This is a genomic window from Pseudoalteromonas lipolytica (assembly GCF_003515105.1).
GTDB classification, from domain to species: domain Bacteria; phylum Pseudomonadota; class Gammaproteobacteria; order Enterobacterales; family Alteromonadaceae; genus Pseudoalteromonas; species Pseudoalteromonas lipolytica.
This window is the reverse complement of record NZ_CP032091.1, coordinates 87,476-111,695: the sequence shown is the minus strand read 5'-3', so window position 1 is coordinate 111,695 and position 24,220 is coordinate 87,476. Positions and strand designations below refer to the sequence as shown.

Here is a 24,220-nt window from a genome sequence, read left to right as displayed (position 1 = left end):
AAGGTTTATTGAGTGCAGTTAATTTGGTTACACCGTTTATGTGGAGCAATACTGCTCTGTTTTTCATGTTATTCGTTGGCAGTGAGTACGCGACTCTCTGCAGCTGATGATTTACAAGCGCAGTTAGACAGCGCAAAAGCAGGCGACACAATTGTTTTAACGAAGGGTATTTACCAAGGAAATTTTGTTGTCAATAAAGCCATCCACCTTATTGGTGAAACAGGTGCTGTCATTGATGCTTTAGGCGAAGGCCACGCATTACTGTTAAAAAGTTCACATATTTCTATTAAAAACCTCGAGATAGTGAATTGGGGAAATAACTTAACCGAACAACATTCCGGTATTTATTCAGATCAAAAAGCAGAGCAACTAATGATTGCCAATAACCACCTTAAAGGCGATGGTTTTGGTATTTGGTTACAAAAAGGCCAGCATGTGCAGGTTTTAAATAACGTGATTGTTGGCAATAAAGCCCTGCGTTCAGCAGATCGCGGCAATGGTATTCAGCTCTCCAATGTGCAACATGTACTGGTTAAAGGAAATGATGTCTCTTACACGCGCGATGGCCTGTACATAATATCAAGCCAAGATAACGTATTAGAAAATAACACGCTTCATGATCTACGCTATGGCGTTCATTACATGTATTCCCACGACAATAAAGTACTCAATAATAACGCATACAATACGCGGGCTGGTTATGCCTTAATGAGCTCGCGTAATTTAGTGATCCAAGGTAATCGAACGACTAACAGTGAAGATTATGGGTTACTAATGAATTTTATTACCTCGTCAGACATCCTAAACAATCACATTTCTAATGTGTGGACCAAGCCCGAAAATAAAGTATTAGGGCGAGACGGAAAAGGTTTTTTTGTATACAACTCAGCGTATAACAACATTGTCGATAACGTGGTTGATACCACAGAAATTGGTATTCACCTCACTGCAGGCTCTGAGCATACGCAAGTATATGGCAACAGCTTTATAAATAACCCCACGCAAGTCAAATACGTTTCCAATAAAAAACAAGAATGGAGTCACGATAGCCGCGGTAACTATTGGAGCAATTATTTAGGCTGGGATATGAATAATGATGGCGTGGGTGATGTTGCCTTTGAACCCAACGATGGAATTGATAAATTGGTTTGGCAATACCCAGAAATGAAAATGCTAATGGATAGCCCATCGGTATTAACACTGCGCTGGGTACAACGCCAATTTCCTGTATTAAAGCCTGCAGGGGTTAAAGACAGCTACCCATTAATGCGCTCTCCACACTCACCTCATGTTATTAAATCGCAGAGTGATATCAAGGACAAACAACATGACTAACACGCCCGTGGTTTCAATGAACCAAGTAACAAAAAGCTATGACAGTCTCACAGCAGTCAATAACCTTAGCTGCGAGCTCGCGCCCGGTGAAGTGCTCGGCCTTTTTGGTCATAATGGTGCTGGCAAAACAACCATGATGAAACTCATTCTGGGTATCACATCGCCAACAAATGGCAGTGTCGATGTACTCGGTGCTAAACCAGACTCCAAAGCCGCATGGCATATTCGATCCCAAGTCGGTTACTTGCCTGAAAATGTCAGTTTTTATGAGCATTTAACAGGAATAGAAGTACTCAATTACTTTGCAAAACTGAAAGGTTTTAACAAACAACACGCAAAAGATTTAATAGCGCAAGTGGGATTAACAGAGGCAATGAACCGCGCGGTTAAAACATATTCCAAAGGAATGCGTCAACGTTTAGGACTTGCCCAGGCATTTTTAGGTAAACCTAAATTACTATTACTAGATGAACCAACGGTTGGGCTTGACCCGGTTGCAACAACTGAATTTTACCAACAAGTTGACAACCTTAAAGCACACGGCACCAGTATTATCCTGTGCTCTCATGTGTTACCAGGGGTTGAGCGCCATATTGACCGTGCGATTATTCTGAGTAAAGGGCAACAACTTGCTTGCGGTAATTTAGCCAGTCTACGCGCACATGCAAACTTAGATATACGCATTAAAACTCGCGGTGTTTCCCCTTCTGAGCTCGTTAATGACTCACAATTAATGACCCATGTTGAACTCTGTCACGATACCGATTTATTGGTAAAAGACGAGAATAAAATGAATGTTCTCCGCGAGCTCGTTAAATACCGTCATTTAGATGATATACACATTGAACAACCCGATTTAAATCAGGTTTATCAACAAATTTTATCTCAAGCGCCACAAAAGGGAAGCATATGAAATCAGTCTTCACTGTTGCTGCAAAAGAGTTTAGCGATGGTCTTCGCAACCGTTGGTTGCTCTCAATTACAATTATTTTTGCCTTATTATCAGTAGGGCTGACCTATTTTGGCTCAGCGGTCGCAGGTGAAACAGGGTTAACCTCAACCTCGACCACTGTAGCAAGCTTAGCAAGTTTAGCTGTTTTTCTTATTCCCTTAATCGCCTTGTTACTCAGTTACGACAGCTTTGTAGGTGAGCTAGAAAGTGGCACCTTACTCTTATTACTTACCTACCCTATCAACAAAACCCAATTACTAATGGGAAAATTTATAGGGCAAGGAAGTATCATTGCACTGGCAATTTTAATTGGCTTTGGTGCATCTGGTGTCATTTTATATGCCCATACTCAGCAAACTGAAATTATTACTGTATTTTCATTATTCATAGCCAGTGCCGTTATGTTAGGTCTTAGCTTCATTGCCATTGCCTTCATAATTAGTATCTCGGTGAGTGAAAAGTCGAAAGCTGCCGGTGCTGCTTTAATCGTCTGGTTTATTTTCGCACTCATATTTGATCTCGGTTTACTCGCTCTTCTCGTAGGCACTGAAGACGGTATAAGCCAACAATCACTCACGTTTCTGATGATGTTGAATCCCGCTGATACTTTTAGATTAGTGAATCTAGCAGGCTTAGACAGCGCCGATGTAAACGGGGCTCTTGCTATTGCAATACGCTCAAGCTTGTCGCTTACTCAATTGCTTTGCGTGCTCGTCGCCTGGGTTATCTTGCCATTAATTTTAGCCATCACACTATTTACTAAAAAGAGAATGTAATGAACGTTAAAACCTTACTGCCGATACTGCCACTTCTATTCATGCTTTGTGCCTGTGGGGAGAGTGAAATTAAACAGACACCCAGCCAAGCAGTTGCAATTGAAGCAACCGATGAATGTCATTTATGCGGCATGTTGATTTCAGAATTTCCAGGCCCGAAGGCTGAACTACTGCAAACTGATACAAGCTCGAGCTCGGGCAAAAAAATACATAAGTTTTGTTCAACACGAGATATGTTCAGTTACTACCTAGAACCTGAAAACACACGTAATGTAAGCGATATTTTTGTACATGACATGAGTAAAACACCCTGGCATAAACCCGCCGATAATTACTTTATAAATGCGCGAAAAGCTTGGTATGTTGCGGGCTCATCTCAACAAGGCGCTATGGGGAATACATTGGCCAGTTTTGCAACTGAACAAGATGCGATAAACTTTCAAAATGAATTTGGCGGGCATGTCATTCGTTTCGAAGATATCACACACGCTATTCTAATGCCTGCTCATCATTAAAAATGATAAAAGCGATACGCAATCTACCCATGTAAATCAGGTAGATTGCTTTTATCTACACGATACTTTTTCTAGTTTACTAGCTTCTGACAACAGTTCCCAAAGATTCACGGTGTTGAGGTAATTCACCAAAGCCTTGCTCATGTAATTTAGCAACGAGCTGTTCAAGCACGTCATCTTTTTGAGGGGCTACGGGCTGCGTTAATAGCAAAGAAGTAAGATTACCAAACCCAGGATGCTCAAAATCAGGATTCTCAAGGCCATGTTGTGCTCTTAGCGTTAACAGCATAAGTGCAGCATAAGGTGTAAATTGCCAATTCATATTGTCGAACTCAAAAAACATCTTACTTGGTGGCGATGCAACCTGAGCGACTTGATCATCACATAACTGATTAAGATAAGCGGTGATTTTTGTTACGTCAGTACTATCCCTGTTATCTAAAATAGCTTGGTAAGCAAAATCATCAACTACTGGTTTTAAGGTATTGCCACCAGCTATGTTATCGAGAACGTAATCTAAATCGACTTAAAACTATATAAGAAGCAATACCTGGTACAAAATTGGGGGTTAAGCGATAAGTACAGTGTTGTTGGTGAAGCGAGCACCAACAACACATAATAGTTGAAGATAAAATTGAGCAAAACGCCGTTATAGCGTTTACTTTTTCAAACTCAATGTGCCAGTACGTTTTGTGCTACTTCGCTTTATTTGGTTTGACCTAGGTTTACCTTGATTCGCTTTATTCGAGCCTGGTTTTGAGTCTGTGCGGCCTTTTTTAACATAGCTAGAAAAGTCGCGTTTTTTCTCGCCTTCTGAACGTGGTTGAGGCGTTCTTGGCTTAGTTGGCTGTTTATTATCGTCAATTGAACGTTCCTCTGTTTTACCCGAGTCAGCAATTGAGTTATTAATTTCAGCCATCTCTTGCTCAGTTAAATGGCGCCATTGCCCCACTTTTAAGCCTTTTAACGTCACATTCATAATACGTGTACGTTTAAGCGTGACCACTTCGTAGCCGAGGTATTCACACATACGGCGAATTTGACGATTTAGCCCTTGCGTTAACACAATAGTAAACTGCTGTGGGCCAGTTTGTTTCACTTTGCACTTTTTCGTCACGGTATCTAAAATTGGAATACCATTTGCCATTTTGTTTACAAACTGACGATTAAGTGGCTTATCGACAGTGACTACATATTCTTTTTCGTGGTTATTGCCCGCTCGTAAAATCTTATTAACGATATCGCCTTCGTTGGTTAAAAAGATTAAGCCTTCAGATGGGCGGTCTAATCGACCAATTGGGAAAATACGCTCAGGATAATTAACCGCTTTTACGATGTTACTTTGAATTTTTCGCTCAGTGGTACAGGTAATACCAACGGGTTTATTATATGCAATATAAACACGTTTCGGTTTGGCTTTGAGTGGTTTACCATCAATAAGTACTTCATCAGCATCACTGACTTTAACACCCATTTCTGGCAAATTACCATTAACAGTAACACGACCTTCCTCAATATATTTATCAGCCTCTCTGCGCGAACAAAACCCTGTTTCACTGATAAATTTATTTAATCGCTTTAACTCTGTCATGGCACACTTCTGTCTTAATTTTAAAGCCGCTAGTTTATACCAGAACCCTATAGCACGCTAGGCAGATTAATCTTCGTTTAACGGCTCGCTTTAATGCAGTGCAGGTTTTTCGGTGAGCAACGTCTGCAATGTGTCAAAATCAAACCGATACTCTGCATTGCGAGTATTGCGCAGCAAAAAAGCATCGAATGGAATAACTGACCAGTCCGTGATATCACTGAGCCAATGGTAACTTGTCACATTTTGGTTCGTGATCACGCCTAATTTAAATTTAATTTCATGATGAGTTTGCCAATATGGATGACCATTATGATGATCGACCAAACTAATTAACGCCCACGCCCCCATCATAAAGTGCCCGCCTACACTGGCTGTTAAGCGCCCTTGTTCAATTAACCTTAAGTTGTCATCAAGCCAGTCTATGCCGCCGATAAAATAGCGTTTGCCTGACTTTTCTTTAACTGCATCAAGTGCGCCCAGTGCCATTAAATCCGATGCACACCAAATAACATTCGTTTGTGGGTAACGGTGCAATAGACGGCGCACTTTTTCAGTGGCTTCGGTTTTATTCCAATTTGCATAAACAACTTGCTCAAGCTCGACATGTTGGGTTCGTAAATAGTGACTTAAACCATTACTGCGAGTATCTGATTCAGTCCCATAGTGACCGTTAATGGCCACAAATTTGGGTTCTTGTTTTGCTTGTTTAGCATTATCAAACAATGCTTTTCCTAATTGTATACCCGCTTCAAAATTATCGTGATAAACCTCTGCGAGCCAATATTTAAAATGCTCTGAGGGTTTACCAATTTGCTGGCGCTCTGCGCCGAGGATGGTTTCTTCTAATGTGATGAACTTTATCTTGTGACTTTCAAGTAAGCTCATTGATTGCTCTGCTCCCCCAGGGTAATTAATCAGTACAACATAGTCGGGAGTGGCGTTGTATTTAAGATAGTGTCTGAGCTCTTCTAACTGAATATGCCGATTGCCACCACCGTAAATAATATCAAGCTTGACGTTACTGTGTGTTGCCGCAGCTTGCATTACTGCTGTGACTTTTTGCCAAAAAGGCTCCGCTTTTACCGAGGGATTTACAAATAGCACCGAAAATTGCTCTACAGCAAAGAGTGGTAAAGAGCAAAGCAGTATTAAAACAATCAATATAACCCGTATGTTCATTCCAGCACGTTATTTTTTAAAAGTGTAGTATACGGGTAATTATCGTGACAGTTTTCGCCACACAGTCTCACACGGACCGTATCGAAACAGTTGAGTATATACTTTGCAAAATACCAGCTGAAAGACAACCACACCCGCAATAAGAAGCCAATAATTAATGCGATCAAAACTCAACACCCACTCAGGGAACATGACTTTAAAACACACTAAAAATATCACGGTTTGCATTAAGTAAAGGGTTAAAGACATACGCCCTGCTTGTTGTAATACTAAACACTTTTCGGGGTTATTCTTAACGTATTTTACGAGTATATGAATATACAACGTTGCCATCGCAAGTGCTGCAAACCAAGAGAAAGGCTCAGCCAATGCGACCATAAGTACATGTGTATTTGGTTCAACCGCTAATCGTAAAACGGTAAAGCCCAGCGCTGCAGGCACAATAAAGTTTAACTGTTCTCTAGTAAGGCCATTTGCGAAGATCTTTTGTTTATACAAATACATCCCAATCAGCATGAGCCCGCCAGCCATCCACAGCGTAATAAGCGGAACAGCTATAATCATGATGATAAACATCAACATATTACTCATAAAGCCCGCTAAATAGGATGAAAATGCCGCATTGTATGCCTCTAAAAAAGCCGCAGAGTCACGCGTAACAGGAAGCAGTTCAGGTTCAATAAATGCCAATAAAAAAGAGGAGAGTGCACCGAGTAGCAGAAATAGCATGCCCATTCTTACTATTTTATCATTCGGTTCATGGCTGAACTTGAGTGCCAACCACCCTGCACATGCATAAATGAATAAAATATCACCAGCCCAAAGTAAAAACCCATGGGCCAACCCTATAAACGCTAATACTTTTAAACGCTTATGCAATGCATCTATGCTTTGCCAGCGCTGTAATTGAATTGTAAGTGCTGCGCCAAACAATAAACAAAAGAGGGTTCGAAACCGGCCATCAATAAAGACTAAGTTAATAATATTTATAAACTTATCCGCCACAGAAGGTGTTGCACTTGTTACATAGCCATACTCAAAAACACCAAAGTAATAGGCATTCATGAACATTAAACCCAGTACCGCAATCCCTCTTAACACATCCATATTAATATTGCGCATATATCACTTATAAATTTTGTCTGCAGCTATCGCTCCAATTTACAGCATTTTCATATATTTTGGGAAGGTCTGCGCTTTCTATTGTTAAAAAAGCCACTGCTTGTTCTAATGCCCACCAGCTTCCAGTTTCGTAGGCTTTAACTGTTTCGAGAATATAATAAAGAATGTTCTTTTCTTGCATTAATGCACTGTGTATTTCATCTGGAAATGGTAAACGTTCAAGCAACTTTTCCATTGGTTGGTCAAGAATAGCATCGAGTAATGAAAACAACCCTGTTAAAAACGCTTCTCCGGTTTGCTGCTTAGCCACACGCTGTGCTATTAGCTCACAAAATCGAGCTCTTACAACACAAAGCCGCGTGAGCTCGGCAGGTTTAGTTTGTGCGCTATGTGCAGTAATAATTAAGCTAACAAACTTTTTCAGTCGTTCATGACCAAGATAAACAAGCGCTTGTTTTAACGAACCTATTTTACTTTTTATAGGAAATACACCACTGTTTATTAAGCGTAAAAGCTTATAAGCTAAAGCAGTGTCTAGCGAGAATAACCCCGCTATTTCGCTAATATCGGGGTCTGGACGCATGACTTCAGCATAAATTGATAAAACCAATGCGTAGTTATAATCAATATCACGCTGTTGGATCATGGTTGGTTTGGCAAAGAAATAGCCTTGAAAAAAGTCAAACCCCATTTCGTAGGCTTTTTCAAAATCATCTGCCGTTTCGAGCTTTTCTGCTAATAACTTTATTTTTTTGTGTTTTTTTAATTTTTTAACTACGGGTAGAATTTCTTCAAATGGGGTTTGTTTTACATCAAACTTGATAAGTCGAACAAGCTTTAAAAAGCGGTCCCACTCGGGCTGGTACACGAAGTCATCTAAGGCAAGTTTATAATTGTTATGAAATAACTCACGACAAAACGCATAGTTTTCATCGGTAGGCTCCATCGTTTCTAGCAGCTCGATAACGACATCTTTCGTTGGCAAAAAAGCACATAGATCCAGTTTTAAAGACTCTGGACCTATATTAATTAATGCTTTTTTGCCCGACGTGATATGGCGGGTACCTAAATTGAGCTGATTTTCCATAATGAGACGTGCCGTTGCGGTGCTTTCTGACACGTTTGGAAAACTGTTTTTTTCACTATCGCGAAATAGTAGCTCATAGGCGACAACTTGTTGACGACGATTAAAGACCGCTTGCCTAGCAACAAATACAGCCACTTTACCTACTTTTTATCATTTATATAACACTAAGTAATTAATAGCGGAAATTGACATAAAAGTCACTTAATTGCCATGAATCAGGGTGTTTTTATTGATATAAGTACGATAAATAACCATCTGCGACTGATTGCCACGAGAAACGCGCATTTTTAGCCTGTTCACAAATTCCTTGCCACTTTTTAGGATCTGCATTTTTTAGCGCAAGCGCTTCAGTAAAACCAGTAATAAGTTCGTAACTTTGAGCGGTTAAACTCTCACCTTTAAAACTAAATCCCGTTTCAAGGTGCTGCACAGTATCACGAAGTCCACCAACACCATGCACTAGACACGGTTGACCTGCGCGCATGGCGAGCATTTGACTAATACCACAGGGTTCAAATGAACTGGGCATTAAAAACAGATCGCCTAAATGATACAAGTACTCGCCAACAAAATGAGCGTATCCTTTCAAAAATAATAAGTTATCTTGTCGGGCCATGACTGTGGTCATCACTTTTTCAAGTTCAGTATCACCTGAGCCAAGAATAATCATATACCCATCATGTTGCTTTAAACGCTGGCATAATTCATCTAGCACTAATGCTTTATCATACGGCTGACAAAGCAGGAGCACTTTTTGATCTGTTAATCGCCCAACACTCGTCACTAAAGGGCCAGAGAAAGGCTGTGTTTTAAACTTCAGCACACGCTGATGTGCAATATAATGCGCTGAGTCAAGCTCAGACGTTTTTGCCATCCACTGAAAAAGTGCCGACTCAGCGTGCTGATATAAATGAGCAAAACTGACATCGGATAGTTCATCACCTGGATACTCACACCCGTTTAGAATGCCTACTACACGGCCTTGCTGATATGCAGCTTGTAAATCAAGCTCGAGCCCTTCTCCGCCAAAAAAGCCATTAACAGGATCGCTTGGTTTTAGCACCTCTTGGCAATATGTGGGTGATACTAAATGTATTTTATCAACCAAGTTAATCGCTGTGCGCATTGGGTTGAAACAGTCAGGGTAACGTGGATCGCATAACTTTTGGCCATCATAACCCAAGCTTGGAAACCACGCTTCTAAACTCGAAGTATCCCCTTTAAAAGGACGGATCCCTTGCAGAGCAAGGTTATGTACGGTGTAAGCTAAAAATAAGGTGGAGAAATCGTTATAGCGACTATCTGTTTTAAGTAACAACGCAACACACGCACTATGCCAATCATGTAAATGAATAACATCAGGCTTACAAATGAGTCCTTGTAATAAGGCTTCGCACACAGCGGCATTAAATAAGGCAAATTTACTGGCATCGGTTGCAAATGGGCGACCTGCCTCGTCATTACAATAAACAGCGCCATGGTGACGGCTAAATTCCCAATGAGAAATAACCAGCTGTCTAACCCCTTTCTGAGAGTGAGCAAGTTGCCACACTTCGAGTTGTTGCATGTGTCCGGCAAACGCCACATTGACCACACCTAGGCTATGACGCTCTAAATCGTGAAAACCATAATCGGGGATCACCACATCAACTGTCAGCCCCTTTTCAACAAGGGCTTTAGGACAATCTCTTACGACATCGGCAACACCACCTACTTTTGCATTCGGTAATGCATCATTCTCTGCAGCAACCATCAATACATGCATGCTTTGCCGTACTCCTTTTTACTTCTATTTTTTATGCTGGGGGGTGATATTAGTACCTTCCACCCCACCCATATTTAAGCAAGGCGTTTGTTATCTTGCTCTTGTTGTTTTAACTTTTTTGCCAGTTCATTCAACATATCACGCGTCACTAAGACAATCCCTTTTTTCGAGACTCTAAAACCATTTTCTTTATCAACTTTATGATCATAGCCTATTTCAAGGCCTGCGGGTATCTCGCAACTACGATCAATAATCGCGCGTTTTATGCGACAATTACGTTGAATTTTAGCCCCTGGTAATATAACTGACTCTTCTATTTGACAATAAGAATGGACATGTACATTAGAGAACAATAGCGATTTTCTCACCAAAGACCCCGAGATAATACACCCGCCAGACACTGTTGAATCGACCGCCATACCTCGTCTGTCATCATTATCAAAAATAAATTTAGCCGGTGGAAGTTGCTCTTGGTAAGTCCAAATAGGCCAGCTAGGGTCGTATAAATCTAGCTGCGGTTCTGGCATAACCAGCTCCATGTTCGCTTCCCAGAACGAATCAAGTGTTCCTACATCACGCCAATAAGGTTGTCCATCATAGCCTGGGTCTCTAAACGGATACGCAAAAACGTTATGCTCTTCAATAATGGCTGGAATGATATCATGACCAAAGTCACGGCCAGATCCCTCTGTTTCGGCGTCTTTTTTCAGTTGCTCAAATAAAAACTCAGTATTAAAAATATAGTTACCCATTGAAGCGAGGCATGTGCCAGGTTTGCCGGGGACTGAGGTTGGCGACGCAGGTTTTTCATCAAACCGGCGAACGCGCTTACTTTCATCCACAGTCATGACACCAAAAGTATTCGCGGCCTCTTCACACGGTACCTCGATACAACATACGGTCATGTCTGCACCATTTTCAACATGCTTTGCGAGTAAACCACCGTAATCCATCCGATATACATGGTCGCCCGATAATATCATGACGTATTTTGGCAGCTCATGACGAATAATATCCATATTTTGAAACACAGCATCAGCTGTACCACAATACCATTCATCACCATAACGCTGTGACGCTGGCAAAATTTCAACCGACTCACCCAGCTCTTTCTTAAAGTGACCCCATGCACGATTAACGTGGCGGATCAGTGAATGCGATTTATATTGTGTAGCAATGCCAACACGACGAATGCCCGAGTTAATGCAGTTCGACAGCGGAAAGTCGATGATCCGGTGTTTACCACCAAAATACACCGCCGGTTTAGCTCGCCAATCTGTTAATTCGTGTAAACGTGAACCTCGCCCCCCTGCTAAAATAAGGGCATACGTTTCTCTTGTTAAACTACTTATATATCGATTTGCATAACTTGGCATAACTCTCTCCGTCTTAAGTTAGCTGCTTTTTTTCTGTGTGTGTTGCTGTGCGCTCGTGTCTAAAAGTGGTTCCAAATGCCAAATATCATCGCTGTATTGACCAATGGTTCTGTCGCTTGAAAACATGCCACTGGCAGCAGTATTCAAGATACTCATTCTGGTCCAGTGTGCGCTGTCTAAATAGGCTTGTTCAACTTGCTCTTGCGCTTGAACAAAGCTGGCAAAATCATGGGCTACAAGCCATGGATCATGCGGACTCTTTATCGCAGCAATAATGTCGTCGAATAAGTTTGGTTCAAATAAGTTAAAATGACCGCTTTCTAAGAGTTGCATTACTTTGTATAAGCTTTCGGTCTGATAAATAACTTGCTCCGGATTATAGTGCGCTTTTATATCGTCAACTTGCTCTGCTCGTGCGCCAAACAAGAAGAAATTATCAGCACCTACAGCATCACGGATTTCAATATTTGCACCATCTAATGTCCCTATCGTCAACGCGCCATTCATCATAAACTTCATGTTACCAGTGCCCGATGCTTCTTTACCGGCTGTTGATATTTGCTCAGATAAATCGGTTGCAGGACAAATCGTTTCCATCGCGGTGACGTTGTAATTAGGTAAAAATGCAACCCGTAAATATGGCTTTGCAAGGGGGTCTTTATTAATGACTTCAGCCACATTATTAATTAACTTAATAATTTTCTTCGCCATGTAATAACCTGGCGCAGCTTTCCCCCCGAGGAGTACACAACGTGGCACACAGTTTTCTGTATCGCCCTGACGAATCCGGTCGTATAAATGAATAATATGCAAAACATTAAGTAATTGGCGCTTGTACTCATGAATGCGTTTAACTTGCACGTCGAACATCATCGTGGCGTCAAACTCAACACCACATCGGCTTTTTACAAGCTCAACAAGACGTTGTTTGTTGGCATATTTAACATCCTGCCACTGTGTATGAAATTCGGTATCGTCGTAATATCGGCGCAATTGGCCAATTTTGCTAAAGTCAGCCACCCATTCATCGCCAATTTTGCTGTTCAGTAACTTAGTCAGTTCTGGATTACAGTGGGCAAGCCACCGACGCGGCGTAACACCATTGGTTTTGTTGTTGAATTTTTCCGGCCATAATTGATAAAAGTCATTAAATAAACCGGCTTTTAATAGTTCAGTATGAAGCGCCGCAACACCATTGACAGAATAACTGCCGACAATCGCAAGGTACGCCATGCGAATTTGTGGCTCTGGGCCCTCTTCAATCAGAGAAAGGGCGCGCTGTTTAGCCACATCTCCCGGCCATGCTTGTGCGACGTCGGCGAGGAAACGGGCATTAATTTCGTAAATTATTTCTAAAATGCGCGGCAATAAGCGCGAAAATAATGACACAGACCATTTTTCTAAGGCTTCTGGTAACAAGGTATGGTTGGTATATGCCATGGTTTTTGTCGTAATGTGCCACGCTTTATCCCAATCAAGTTCATAGTCATCGATTAACACGCGCATTAATTCTGCAACCGCAATACTGGGGTGAGTGTCATTGAGTTGAAAAACATGGTAGTCAGCAAACTCATCAAAGTTTTCACCTGACTTGTTTACCCAAATATCAACCACATCTTGAATACTGGCAGACGATAAAAAATACTGCTGACGTAAACGCAACTCTTTGCCATTTTCGCTACTGTCGTTGGGGTAAAGCACCATGGTGATTTGTTCAGCGAGATTTTTACGCGCCACCGCTTCTGAGTAGCTGCCCGCATTAAACTCACTCAAGTCAAACTCATCGGTTGCCTCTGACTTCCATAACCGTAACGTGTTTACAATATCGTTTTTGTAGCCCGGGATCGGCACATCATATGGCACCGCCAAGACATCTTGGGTATCGAGCCATTGACGATACACACGCCCTTGCTTGTCTGTGTAACTTTCTACATGACCAAAAAATTTGATTCGCTTAGACTGCTCTGGTGCGCTTAACTCCCATGGGTGGCCTTCGCGTAACCAATTATCGGGCTGTTCAATTTGGTGACCATTTTCTATCGCTTGATTAAACATGCCATATTCATAACGAATGCCATAACCAATAACAGGTAGCGCAAGGCTGGCACAACTATCTAAAAAACACGCAGCTAAGCGACCTAAACCACCATTCCCAAGCCCTGCATCATGTTCAGCTTCGGCAACACTTTCAAGCTCAGTACAATACTGTTGCAATGCCTTTGCTACCTGCTCATCAAGGTCAAGATTTAAAATCGCATTACCCAGTGCACGCCCCATCAAAAACTCCAGCGATAAGTAAGCAGTTTTGCGGCGTTTTTGTTCATGTATTTGCTGTTTTGTGTCACGGCATCGCGCCACGAGCCTGTCGCGAATAGTTAACGCCAGTGCATGGTATAAATACAGTTGTGACTTACCCACTTTGTCACGCCCTAAGGTGTAATAAAAATGGCGTGATAGGTCATCCTCTAAGGTGCTTTTATCAATAATAGGCGCATCTTGCCATCCTTTTACAACACATGCTTGTTCACCTTTTTTAGTCATGACTTAAGTCCTCTGAATCGGCGGTAAAAACCCAGCTGCTCATCGCAGCAATCTGTTGTTCGGTATCAACATTCGCTGTCGAAACCGAATGAATACTGGTAAGTGCCAAAGACCATTGACCGCTTGATAAGCGCGGTAATTGGCAAGTGATAGGCAAGGAGCCAGCATTTAAAATAATCAGTAAAGCTTGTTTCGTGTGCTTATCAGTCAGGCTATACATTAAAAATTGACGGTCGCTCTGATGCCAGTCATCTTGTTGCATATCGGTGCCTGATTCTGTAAACCACGCAACGGCATAACGAGGGTCACCGTCATGCACAAAGAAAGGGTGCTGAAAAACGCTAAATTGCTTGCGTAATCTAAGCACATCATCAATAAATCGGGTCAGAGGATGGTTAAATTGCGATTCTTTCCATGCAAGCCAACTAGTACGATTATTCTGACAATAAGCGTTATTATTACCGCCTTGCGAGTGTGCCATTTCGCTTCCTAAAGAAAGCATAGGCACCCCTTTGGAAAGTAACAAAGTCAGCAGCATATTTTTTTGCTGTTGCAAGCGTAATTTGCTTATAGCTTGGTCGCTGGTATACCCCTCTACACCACAATTAAAGGAATGATTCGCACTGTGTCCATCGCGATTTTGCTCGCCATTCGCTTCATTGTGTTTTTGTTCATAACTCACTAAATCAGCCAAGGTAAATCCATCATGGCTGGTGATAAAGTTAATACTATTAAGGGGTCCACGCAGGTTATGTTCAAACAAATCAAACGAGCCATGTAAACGCTTAGCAAGTTCCCCTATTACACCTTGTTCTTGCTTCCAAAAACGTCTTACGGTGTCGCGGTATTTGTCGTTCCATTCGCGCCAAGGCGCTGGAAATGCCCCGAGCTGATAACCACCTGGGCCTATATCCCAAGGCTCTGCTATTAATTTAACTTTATTTAAAACAGGGTCTTGATTAACAGCTTGCATAAAAGCATGCGCATGATTAAAGCCATTTGGATTGCGCCCAAGTATGGTGGCCAGATCAAAACGAAAACCATCAACCCCCATTACTTCTACCCAATAACGCAGGCTATCAAGCACCAATTGCAAAGCACGTGGTGAATCGATATTAAGCGTATTTCCGCAGCCCGTATCATTTATATAATGCTGTGGCTTATCGGCAACCGTTCGGTAATAACCCAGATTATCTAACCCACGTAGAGATAATAGCGGCCCATCAGTGCCAGCTTCTGCGGTGTGGTTATAGACGACATCTAGAATGACTTCGATATCAGCTTTGTGCAGCTCAGCGACCATCTCTTGAAACTCGCTAATATCATCGTCGACCAAGTAGTCTTTATGTGGGATAAAAAAATTAAGCGTGTTGTAGCCCCAATAATTTTGCAGCCCTTTAGCCGTTAAAAATTGCTCACTAATATACGCATGAATAGGTAAAAGTTCTAAACACGTGATACCTAAAGTCCGCAAGTGTTCAATAAAACGAGGGTGGCTTAAGCCTAAAAATTTGCCTTGCAACGCTTTCGGTATATCAGGGTGGCGACAGGTCGCGCCTTTTACATGACACTCATAAATGACGGTTTTTCCCCAACTGTGCTGTGGCTTAGTGCCCTTGTAAAGCGCAAGCTCTCTAACGCGTGATTTAGGCATATCTATCGCGTTGTTCACAGTGCTTAATGTGCCAACCGGCATCTGCCCGTAGTGGCGCTCGCTCCACGTAAACTCGCCATAAATGTCGCGTGCATAAGGGTCGAGCAATAACTTATGAGGATTAAAAAATAACCCTTTTTGAGGTGCATAGTCACCATCAGCTCGAAAGCCATACAACGCACCGGCTTTTAAAGGACTAACGCGTAATGTCCACACTCCCCCTTCATTCATTCGCATGGGCAGTGTGAGAATTTCTGAATGACCGCTGCTGTCAAATAAGCATAAAGATAGGCTGTGTGCCTGGGGTGCATAGACGGCAAAGTTAACCCCATCCCCCTGCACCGAGGCGCCTAACGGCATCGTTACCCCTGTTTCAAGTGCAACACTATGACTCATCGCTCACCTTCTTAAGGTACACAGTTGCAAGGCCTGGTAATGACACGACCACGCTCTGTGTAAACCCATGATTGAGCATATTTTGAGTTAAAATAATCTGTTCAGGATCGCTTGTTACCTCAACCCCTGAGCCAAAAAATTCGGGTTTGTCTGTATTCAAGATCACTTGATAACGCCCTGCTTTTGGCACCCCGATAACGTAATCATGGTAAACCTGTGGGGTTAAGTTGCTCACAACCACAACAAAATCATCAGCTTGTTTTGCATAGCGAATAAAGCTAAAAATGCTTTGTGCTGAGTTGTTGCTATCGAGCCACGCAAACCCCGCGGGGCTTGTATCTTGCTCGTAAAGTGCGGGTGTATTGCAATACACTTTATTGAGCGCTTTTATTGTTTCTTGAACACCACGATGACTCGTGTGCTCCAGTAAATGCCAGTCAAGAGATTGATCATGATTCCATTCTCGACGCTGGGCAAACTCAGCTCCCATGAATAACAACTTTTTACCTGGGTGAGCCCACATAAAGGCGTAGTAAGCGCGTAAATTTGCAAATTTCTGCCAGTCATCACCCGGCATTTTTTCAATTAAGGAACCTTTGCCGTGCACTACTTCATCATGGCTTAATGGCAAGACATAATTTTCGCTGTAGGCATACACCATCGAAAATGTCATTTCATGATGATGATGGGCACGATACAAAGGATCGCGTTGCATGTAGTGCAAACTGTCGTTCATCCACCCCATGTTCCACTTATAGCCAAATCCTAAGCCATCATGCTCAACGTGTCTGGTTACGCCTGGCCATGCTGTCGATTCCTCAGCAACCATCATTATGCCAGGGTTATTAGCATAGCAGCGCAAATTAACTTGCTTTAGACATTCTATTGCTCCGAGGTTTTCGCGCCCACCATATTGGTTCGCAACCCACTGTCCTTCTTCGCGGCTATAATCGAGGTAAAGCATGGATGCCACAGCATCAACCCGTAAGCCATCAATGCCAAACTCGTGTAACCAATACATGGCATTGGCAATTAAAAAGCTGCGCACTTCAGCACGGTCATAGTTATAAATGTATGTATTCCAGTCTGGGTGGAATCCTTGCCGTATATCGGCGTGTTCATATAAGTGCGAGCCGTCAAAGCGATGTAAGCCATGGGGATCACTTGGAAAGTGCCCAGGGACCCAATCAAGAATAATCCCTAAGTTAGCCTCATGGCATTGTTGTACAAAGTAAACAAAGTCGTCAAAACTACCGTAACGACTTGTCACAGCAAATAAACCAACAGGCTGATAGCCCCACGAACCATCAAACGGGTATTCACTAATTGGCATTAACTGTAAGTGAGTAAATCCGAGTGCTTTGGTATAAGGAATCAAGTTATCAGCTAATTCACGCCACGTTAGATACCGGCTACTATCATCCCTGCGCTGCCAAGAGCCCGCATGTACTTCGTAAATACTAATAGGCGATTCAATACTGTTACGCTTTGCACGATTTTTAAGGGCGTGCTCATCAAGTTTTACGGTTGCTTTGCTAGCGTGTAAAACCGATGCTGTACCCGGTGCTTGCTGCATTTTAAATGCAAACGGGTCGGCTTTATCGAGCACTTCACCCATTAGAGTAGTTATTGCAAATTTATAACACTGATCTTCTTTGAGCCCTGCAATAAATAACTCCCATACGCCACTTGCTGGGTGAAAACGCATAAAGTGACGCTGGCGTTGCCAAAAGTTAAATTCACCAATAACCGATACGCTGCTAGCATTTGGCGCCCATACGGTAAAGCGCACGCCCTCTACACCTTGTTGAGTAGTAAAATGCGCGCCAAAATGGCGATAAGCATGCTCTAAACTGCCCTCATTAAACAAATACATTGCTTGTTCATCGAGCGTGCTCGCAAAACTATATTCATCGTAGTGTCTGTGGCTCGCTTTGTCGGCGTAACTCACATCTAACTGGTACTCAGGGACTGATGTGCAATCAATCGTTGCTACAAATAAATCACTTTCCCCTTGCCTTTGAGCTGCAATCTGCTGCGACCCCATAACAACAGATACCATAGTGGCACCCGGTAAAAAACAGCGCACTTCATAACGGCTATCATTAATTTTATGCGGTCCTAAGAAACTAAAAGGATCTTTAAAACAACCTGCTGACAACGCCTCGATTTGCGACTGATAAATCAGTGGTTGTGCACTTTGCTCTTGACGAACACGACTTCGCATTTATTGATTCCTTATAGAAATTAAACTGGCTAAAAATGACTGCTGCGAATGCATAATTTGCTGCGTCGGGCGCGACAATAAGCGCCGCCAGTTGGGGTATTCTTTATCCGTTCCGGGAATGTTCACCGGTAAAATTTGCTGATCTAAATCATCTATCTGAATGGTAAACAATCGAGCGGGTGCTGCCGCAAGGCAACATGCTAATGCTTGGTATACTACAGAGGCCTCTGTATCTAAGGTCAGCTGCTGAGAAGTTTCGCGCATGATGAAATTAAGCATACGTTGCTTTTCAATCTCTCTGGCTTCGAGCAAGGCGTTGCTTTGCGCTTCATCAATTAAGCTATACTGTTGTTTAACAGTTATATCGTGCCCTGTCCACCAGCCATTAAAGGGGGGGACATCATGATTAGCAATCATCAGTAAGCTATGTGGAGCAAAATGTTCACTGGCTAAAAACTCACCATTGTGATCTTTTTCAAAGTAAAATAAGCCATTGGAATAAATAGCACTGCTTTTCAATGCATCACGCACTTCAGTGGGCACAACCCCTAAATCTTCGCCTATAACCACGCATTGGTTAAGGTGTGACTCTATTTTTAAAATAGCTAACAAATGCTCAAAAGGGTAATAAACATAGCAACCATCCTGTTGGCCTTGATTATCAAAACACCACCAGAGCCTGCGAATAGCCATAACATGGTCTATTCGCAACCCACCCACATCTTCCATATTGGCGCGAATAAGCGATCGATAAAACGCAAAATTATCTTTACTTAATTTTTGCGGGTTGAGTGCAGGTAAGCCCCAGTTTTGTCCTTGTTCAGCCCATGGGTCTGGCGGTGCGCCAACATTTGCACCATGAGAAAATAGCTCATCTTGGCTACGGTATTCACTGCCATCACCCGCACATCCCACCGCTAAATCGTTGATGAGACCAATATCCATACCACATTCATTCGCTATTTGCTGGCATAGGTTAAGCTGTAAATGCGCTTGCCATTGCAAGTAGCTTGCGTATTCATTATCACCCACCACCAGCGTTGCTAAACTGTGTTTGTGAGTTAGGCAAAATGCTTCGAATTGTGCTTTACGCTCAACCGATGCTGTCTCACGAAAGTGATGATACAAACAGCTAAATAATTGGTATTTAAAATCACTGACACTTGTGTAATCAATGTATGTATCGGTGCCTTGCGGTTTTTCATTAAGCAGCTTTTCAAGTGCCAAATTATCTTTCGCGTCTTCGCATAATGACAATGCAATATAAAGCGGATTTAATAACGCACGACTATTAGGGCTATACGGACTGGCACGCTCAGGGCTGTGTTCGAACAATAAATGCAATGGATTTAATAAAATATAATCCATACCATTGGCCGCAGCTTCGCGCATTAGCGACGCTAAATCTGCAAAATCGCCAATACCTAAACCGTGCGCGTTAAATAGGCTATATAGCTGTATCGACACACCCAAGCGCTTTTTATCATCCACTGTAAAGCACTGTTTTGGCATGATCCACAGCTCAGAATGTGCTTCTTGATCAGCCACTGTAATCACAGCATCATGATAGCCTATGGGCATGTCGGGTAAGGGAAGCGCTACTTCAAGGTAACGAATATCATTAAAACGGTAATCACCTGTCACGCTCAATTCGTGCAAGTTCTCTCGACTAACAACAATATCGAGCGATGGCAGGCGTAACTCACAGCCGCGTGATAAAAGACGCTCATCAACTCGCACTCGTAAAAAGGGCTCATCTGACTCAATAAGGCTAACGTTAGGTAATAACGTTAACCACGTTCCTGCATCCAGGGCAAAGTTGAGCTGGTTAATGGTGTCTGTATCAGTGCAATCGATACCACAACAACTGAGTGCACTGCGGCGCGTACTTTCATCAAAAACGACGTGCTCGCCAGTGTACTTTGTATATTCGTAACCGATACCATGCAGATAAAATAACTGCGCAAGTGACTGCATTAATACACCTAAGCGCGTTGAGTGTTAACAATACTGTTTTCGGTACCAAAACCGTTTGGAATATACCCATCAGCTTGATGATCGTTATCCCAAACTTGGCCATTGATCAGATAGCGGAAATGAAATTTTTTATCCAATGGCAGACGTTGCTTACACTTGAATACTTGTTCTTTTTTACTGAACTTCATTGGCACAGGTTGCCAATCTGTAAATTCAGCAACTAATTGCACATCTTCAGCATCAGGGTGCTGAAATTCAAAGGTGACTTCTGTTTCGTCTTTAGTCTTAAAAAAACGTTTACTTAACATAGTGGGCTCCAATTCAACCAATCGGTAAATTAATCCTTGCCACAGTGCCGTGTTCAACTACTCAACAGACGGAGGCTGTGCGTTACATGATTTAAAACAACGTCCAATCTAAAGCATGCATTTTGCTTTAGTTAATCAAATCTATATTTACGCATTATGACAGTGCAATTTTTTATTTTTCGCACCATTTCAGTGCGCAAAATAAATAAAAGTACTCAAAATCATATTGCTTATTCAATAAGAGCAATAACCGAACCAAGTTGAAAATAAAATACACTTAATTTTCAGGCTCTTTTATTGTTTTGATCAGCGCATACTCATAAAAGTAGTTAACAAGTAGACAGGGGTAAAGTGAATAAAATTTAAGTCAAAAATAGAGTAAAAACACTAACGTAGATGCAAAATTTTTCATTTGCAAAACTATTAACAAATTAATTACATTAAAAAGACTTTGTCTATTTTAGTGACAAACAATATACTGAATAACTCAGAAGTGGGTTAAAAACTATTTTACCCGGGATGGTAGCGACTAATGACCAACGCGTTTCGTACATTATCTATTTGTATTATTACCTTAATTGCATTTGTGTATGGTTTAAATATTTTATTAACGAAACAAGTTAATGATTTAGCACATTTCAATAATAATACGCAGTTACAATCTCAGCCAAAAGTAAACACTCAGCTAGAATCTGCACCGTGGTATAATATGGTGTTTAGAGGTCAGCAACTCATTAACAAAGATGAGCTGCAGTATGTTGTAGTCAAATCAACACCCACTTCATTTATTACTATCAGTGCATCATCCCTGTTTTGGTCAACGCTCCTCTCGCCCATCAATATCAGTATATTTTTATTGCTCGGTTTAGCGATTAGTTGGCTTATCAATATAAAAAGACAAACAGAAAACGATACACACACCTTAACTGAGCTCAATAATCAACTATCAAACCTTCTCAAATCCTTACATTTAGCGCGTAATAACGATACAAGCCAACCAATTGTAAGCCAGCTAAAAACACACATTCATACATTAAGCTCACATATTACGACCTACACCCACGAATCGCAGGTCAGTATCTGCCAAGACAAATTAACGCTGTTAATTGACCGCCATGCCTATATTGAACATTTAACAAGGCAATTAAGTCTGGCTGAAATCGATAAGTTAAATTGCGCGTTATTATTCATCGATTTAGATGGGTTTAAACAAGTTAACGATTCATTCGGCCACAGCTTTGGTGACGAAGTGCTTATTCAAGTTGCAGCCCGTTTAACCAGTGTGGTACGCCACCATAAACTTAACAATGTGTCTGCTACAAATGGGCTTGAACAAAACTTAGCGCGTCTAGGCGGTGATGAGTTTTCAATCTTTATAAGTCAGCTCGACCACAAAGATAAAGCCCTAGAAATTGCGCAAAATGTATTGCAAGAAATCGAACGCGATTTTGTGCTCGGCAATAAACTGATTAAAATTAGTGCAAGTATTGGTATTGCCGTTTATCCCGATAGTGCAGCAACGCCCCATGCATTATTACAAATGGCCGATGTTGCAATGTATCGCGCTAAAACAGATGGTCGCGGTATCTTTAAGGTGTACTCCCCCGAAATGGGCAATAAAATGCGCCGTTATCACTATTTACTTGAAGAAATGCGTTTGGCGATTGCCTGCGAGAACTTTCATTTATCGTTCCAGCCAATTGTGCACGTAGAAAACTGCACTATCGATTACTTCGAAGCTCTCACCCGCTGGGATCATCCGGTAGAAGGCGCAATCGCACCTGCTGAGTTTATTCCTATTGCCGAAGAATCGAACCTGATCCTCGAACTAGGCGATTGGATTTTACTCGAATCATGCAGACAAATGTCAGCGTGGTATAACGCAGGGATGAAAAAAGTTAAAATATCGGTGAATATATCAGGCATTCAACTTAAACACCGCGCTGTGTATGATTGGGTAATGAACATATTGGCTAAAACAGGCTTGCCTGCAAGTGCCTTAATGTTAGAAATAACCGAATCAACACTTATTACAGCCAGTAAACACATTATTCAGCAACTTGAGAAATTACGAGCCAGTGGCGTCACTATTGCAATTGATGACTTTGGAACGGGTTTTAGCTCGTTAAGCACGCTGGCTGATTTACCAATCGACGTCATTAAACTCGATCGTCTGTTTATTGCCCAAGCGAATAGCAATCCTAAATACAATGAAATACTGCATTCAATCAGTGAGCTTGGCCATAAATTAGGACTAAAAATTGTGGCTGAGGGTGTCGAAGAATTTGCCCAGTTTGAACTCGTAAAATCAATGGGGATACGCAGTGTACAAGGTTATTTAGTCAGCCACCCAGAATCATCAGTGAATGTTGGACACAAAGTCTTGCAAGACAATATTAACTTTATGGCCGCGACAGGAACTGGGGTATGGAATATACAAAGATAAAGATTGTAGGGTATACTACTTTACATCTTCCAAAGCCATTTCCTTGTTAATGTTAAAGAAAAGCGTATTCACCTTTTTTATCCTTGCCGTGACTGTTGTTGCAGCGCTGGTCGGGTCTTCTATTTACACCCTTTACAGTAAAAAGCGATTAACTGTTGATCCTAAAGTCAAAGAAATCTCTGGTATTGAATTTGATAAATACAAACGGCTTTGGGCAATAAACGACAGTGGCGATAAGCCCAAGTTATACCGCCTTAACCAAGATGGTTCAATTGCCAAAGAAATCCTTGTCACTAATGCCAAAAACATTGACTGGGAGGACATGACCCAAAACACCTTCGGGCATTTCTTCTTAGGCGATTTCGGCAATAATAAAAACGACAGAAAATGGCTAACAATTTATAAAATCGAAAACCCCATTGATATCAAAGGGGACACAACTGAAGCCGAAATCATCAAATTCACCTATCCAGAAATGGATGGCACCCCTATTGAGCCTGACAAACGAAACTTTGACCTAGAGGCCTTTGTCGCCTTCGGTCGTCATTTATACTTATTTACTAAAAATAGAACAGAACCATTTGATGGTATAACGAATGTCTATAAAGTAGGCGATCACGCTGCTAATTTTGACGCTGAGCTGATTGATTCATTTCAGACCTGTACCACATTAGAAAAGTTATGTTGGATCACCTCCGCGGCTTTAAGCCCCGATAGAACTAAGTTGGTTCTTCTCGATTCAACAAGTATCTGGCTATTTGAAAACTTTAAAGAAGACAAATTCTTTTCGGGTGATGTATCACGTATCGACCTAGGTATCGTTACTCAAAAAGAGGCTGTCACCTTTTATGATGACAACACCATCGTGTTTACCGATGAAGAATTTAAAGGCATTGGCGGCAATGCCTACGTCATAAAACTGGATGAAGTTGAAAAGAAAGTTATTCGTAAAGCAAGCAACTAACCCAACATT

Annotated in this window: 18 protein-coding genes; 6 read left to right on the top strand and 12 right to left on the bottom strand. The window is 41.8% G+C overall.

The window, feature by feature from the left end:
* The first annotated feature begins 75 nt into the window (after positions 1 to 75).
* From D0907_RS16785 to D0907_RS16770, 4 genes are read left to right on the top strand one after another with little or no spacing between them, the layout of a single operon-like run.
* Positions 76 to 1,335 carry a nitrous oxide reductase family maturation protein NosD gene (locus D0907_RS16785; RefSeq protein ID WP_244223172.1) on the top strand — a complete coding sequence of 420 codons (1,260 nt, stop codon included), beginning with the start codon at positions 76 to 78 and terminating at the stop codon, positions 1,333 to 1,335.
* Entirely contained in the window at positions 1,328 to 2,248 is a 921-nt protein-coding gene (locus D0907_RS16780) for an ABC transporter ATP-binding protein (RefSeq protein WP_118844860.1), read from the top strand. The genes D0907_RS16785 and D0907_RS16780 overlap by 8 nt, the downstream gene beginning before the upstream one ends.
* A complete protein-coding gene (locus tag D0907_RS16775) occupies positions 2,245 to 3,063 on the top strand; it encodes an ABC transporter permease (RefSeq protein ID WP_118844859.1) in 819 nt (272 codons plus the stop codon). Before D0907_RS16780 ends, D0907_RS16775 begins: the two co-directional genes overlap by 4 nt.
* Positions 3,063 to 3,578, top strand: coding sequence for a nitrous oxide reductase accessory protein NosL (locus D0907_RS16770; protein WP_118844858.1), 516 nt, complete (start codon positions 3,063 to 3,065; stop codon positions 3,576 to 3,578). Before D0907_RS16775 ends, D0907_RS16770 begins: the two co-directional genes overlap by 1 nt.
* A 79-nt stretch (positions 3,579 to 3,657) precedes the next feature.
* Here the strand turns inward: D0907_RS16770 and D0907_RS16765 are convergent, their stop codons facing one another.
* The 12 genes from D0907_RS16765 to D0907_RS16710 form a co-directional block, all read right to left on the bottom strand.
* Positions 3,658 to 3,900 (bottom strand): hypothetical protein, encoded by a 243-nt coding sequence (locus tag D0907_RS16765; protein ID WP_162898065.1) that lies wholly within the window; start codon positions 3,898 to 3,900, stop codon positions 3,658 to 3,660.
* Positions 3,901 to 4,236: 336 nt separating this feature from the next.
* Positions 4,237 to 5,169, bottom strand: a complete 933-nt coding sequence (gene rluF, locus D0907_RS16760; protein WP_075593245.1) for a 23S rRNA pseudouridine(2604) synthase RluF — start codon at positions 5,167 to 5,169, stop codon at positions 4,237 to 4,239.
* A 90-nt stretch (positions 5,170 to 5,259) separates the two neighbouring features.
* Positions 5,260 to 6,348, bottom strand: a complete 1,089-nt coding sequence (locus tag D0907_RS16755) for an ABC transporter substrate-binding protein (RefSeq protein ID WP_118844856.1) — start codon at positions 6,346 to 6,348, stop codon at positions 5,260 to 5,262.
* Between the two features lie 39 nt (positions 6,349 to 6,387).
* The gene (locus D0907_RS16750) at positions 6,388 to 7,470 is read right to left on the bottom strand and encodes a DUF418 domain-containing protein (RefSeq protein WP_083633611.1); all 1,083 of its coding nucleotides are present in this window, start codon (positions 7,468 to 7,470) and stop codon (positions 6,388 to 6,390) included.
* Positions 7,471 to 7,477: 7 nt separating this feature from the next.
* Positions 7,478 to 8,692: an EAL and HDOD domain-containing protein gene (locus D0907_RS16745; RefSeq protein ID WP_036972050.1), complete on the bottom strand. Its 1,215-nt coding sequence runs from the start codon at positions 8,690 to 8,692 to the stop codon at positions 7,478 to 7,480.
* 91 nt (positions 8,693 to 8,783) lie between these two features.
* Positions 8,784 to 10,322 (bottom strand): glycogen synthase, encoded by a 1,539-nt coding sequence (locus D0907_RS16740; protein ID WP_118844855.1) that lies wholly within the window; start codon positions 10,320 to 10,322, stop codon positions 8,784 to 8,786.
* A gap of 74 nt (positions 10,323 to 10,396) precedes the next feature.
* Positions 10,397 to 11,698: a glucose-1-phosphate adenylyltransferase gene (gene glgC / locus D0907_RS16735; protein WP_036972054.1), complete on the bottom strand. Its 1,302-nt coding sequence runs from the start codon at positions 11,696 to 11,698 to the stop codon at positions 10,397 to 10,399.
* 18 nt (positions 11,699 to 11,716) lie between these two features.
* A complete protein-coding gene (locus D0907_RS16730; protein WP_118844854.1) occupies positions 11,717 to 14,239 on the bottom strand; it encodes a glycogen/starch/alpha-glucan phosphorylase in 2,523 nt (840 codons plus the stop codon).
* Entirely contained in the window at positions 14,232 to 16,289 is a 2,058-nt protein-coding gene (gene glgX / locus D0907_RS16725) for a glycogen debranching protein GlgX (RefSeq protein WP_118844853.1), read from the bottom strand. Before glgX ends, D0907_RS16730 begins: the two co-directional genes overlap by 8 nt.
* Entirely contained in the window at positions 16,279 to 18,516 is a 2,238-nt protein-coding gene (glgB, locus tag D0907_RS16720) for a 1,4-alpha-glucan branching protein GlgB (RefSeq protein ID WP_118844852.1), read from the bottom strand. Before glgB ends, glgX begins: the two co-directional genes overlap by 11 nt.
* Positions 18,517 to 20,493 (bottom strand): 4-alpha-glucanotransferase, encoded by a 1,977-nt coding sequence (gene malQ / locus D0907_RS16715; RefSeq protein WP_075593239.1) that lies wholly within the window; start codon positions 20,491 to 20,493, stop codon positions 18,517 to 18,519. It lies immediately after the preceding gene.
* A gap of 8 nt (positions 20,494 to 20,501) precedes the next feature.
* The gene (locus D0907_RS16710; protein WP_118844851.1) at positions 20,502 to 20,801 is read right to left on the bottom strand and encodes an isoamylase early set domain-containing protein; all 300 of its coding nucleotides are present in this window, start codon (positions 20,799 to 20,801) and stop codon (positions 20,502 to 20,504) included.
* A gap of 532 nt (positions 20,802 to 21,333) precedes the next feature.
* On the opposite strand from D0907_RS16710, the gene D0907_RS16705 reads away from it, so the two are divergent.
* Together D0907_RS16705 and D0907_RS16700 are read left to right on the top strand one after the other, a co-directional pair.
* Positions 21,334 to 23,247, top strand: a complete 1,914-nt coding sequence (locus tag D0907_RS16705) for a putative bifunctional diguanylate cyclase/phosphodiesterase (RefSeq protein WP_065979024.1) — start codon at positions 21,334 to 21,336, stop codon at positions 23,245 to 23,247.
* 49 nt (positions 23,248 to 23,296) lie between these two features.
* Positions 23,297 to 24,211: a hypothetical protein gene (locus D0907_RS16700; protein WP_036972067.1), complete on the top strand. Its 915-nt coding sequence runs from the start codon at positions 23,297 to 23,299 to the stop codon at positions 24,209 to 24,211.
* Positions 24,212 to 24,220 lie beyond the last annotated feature (9 nt).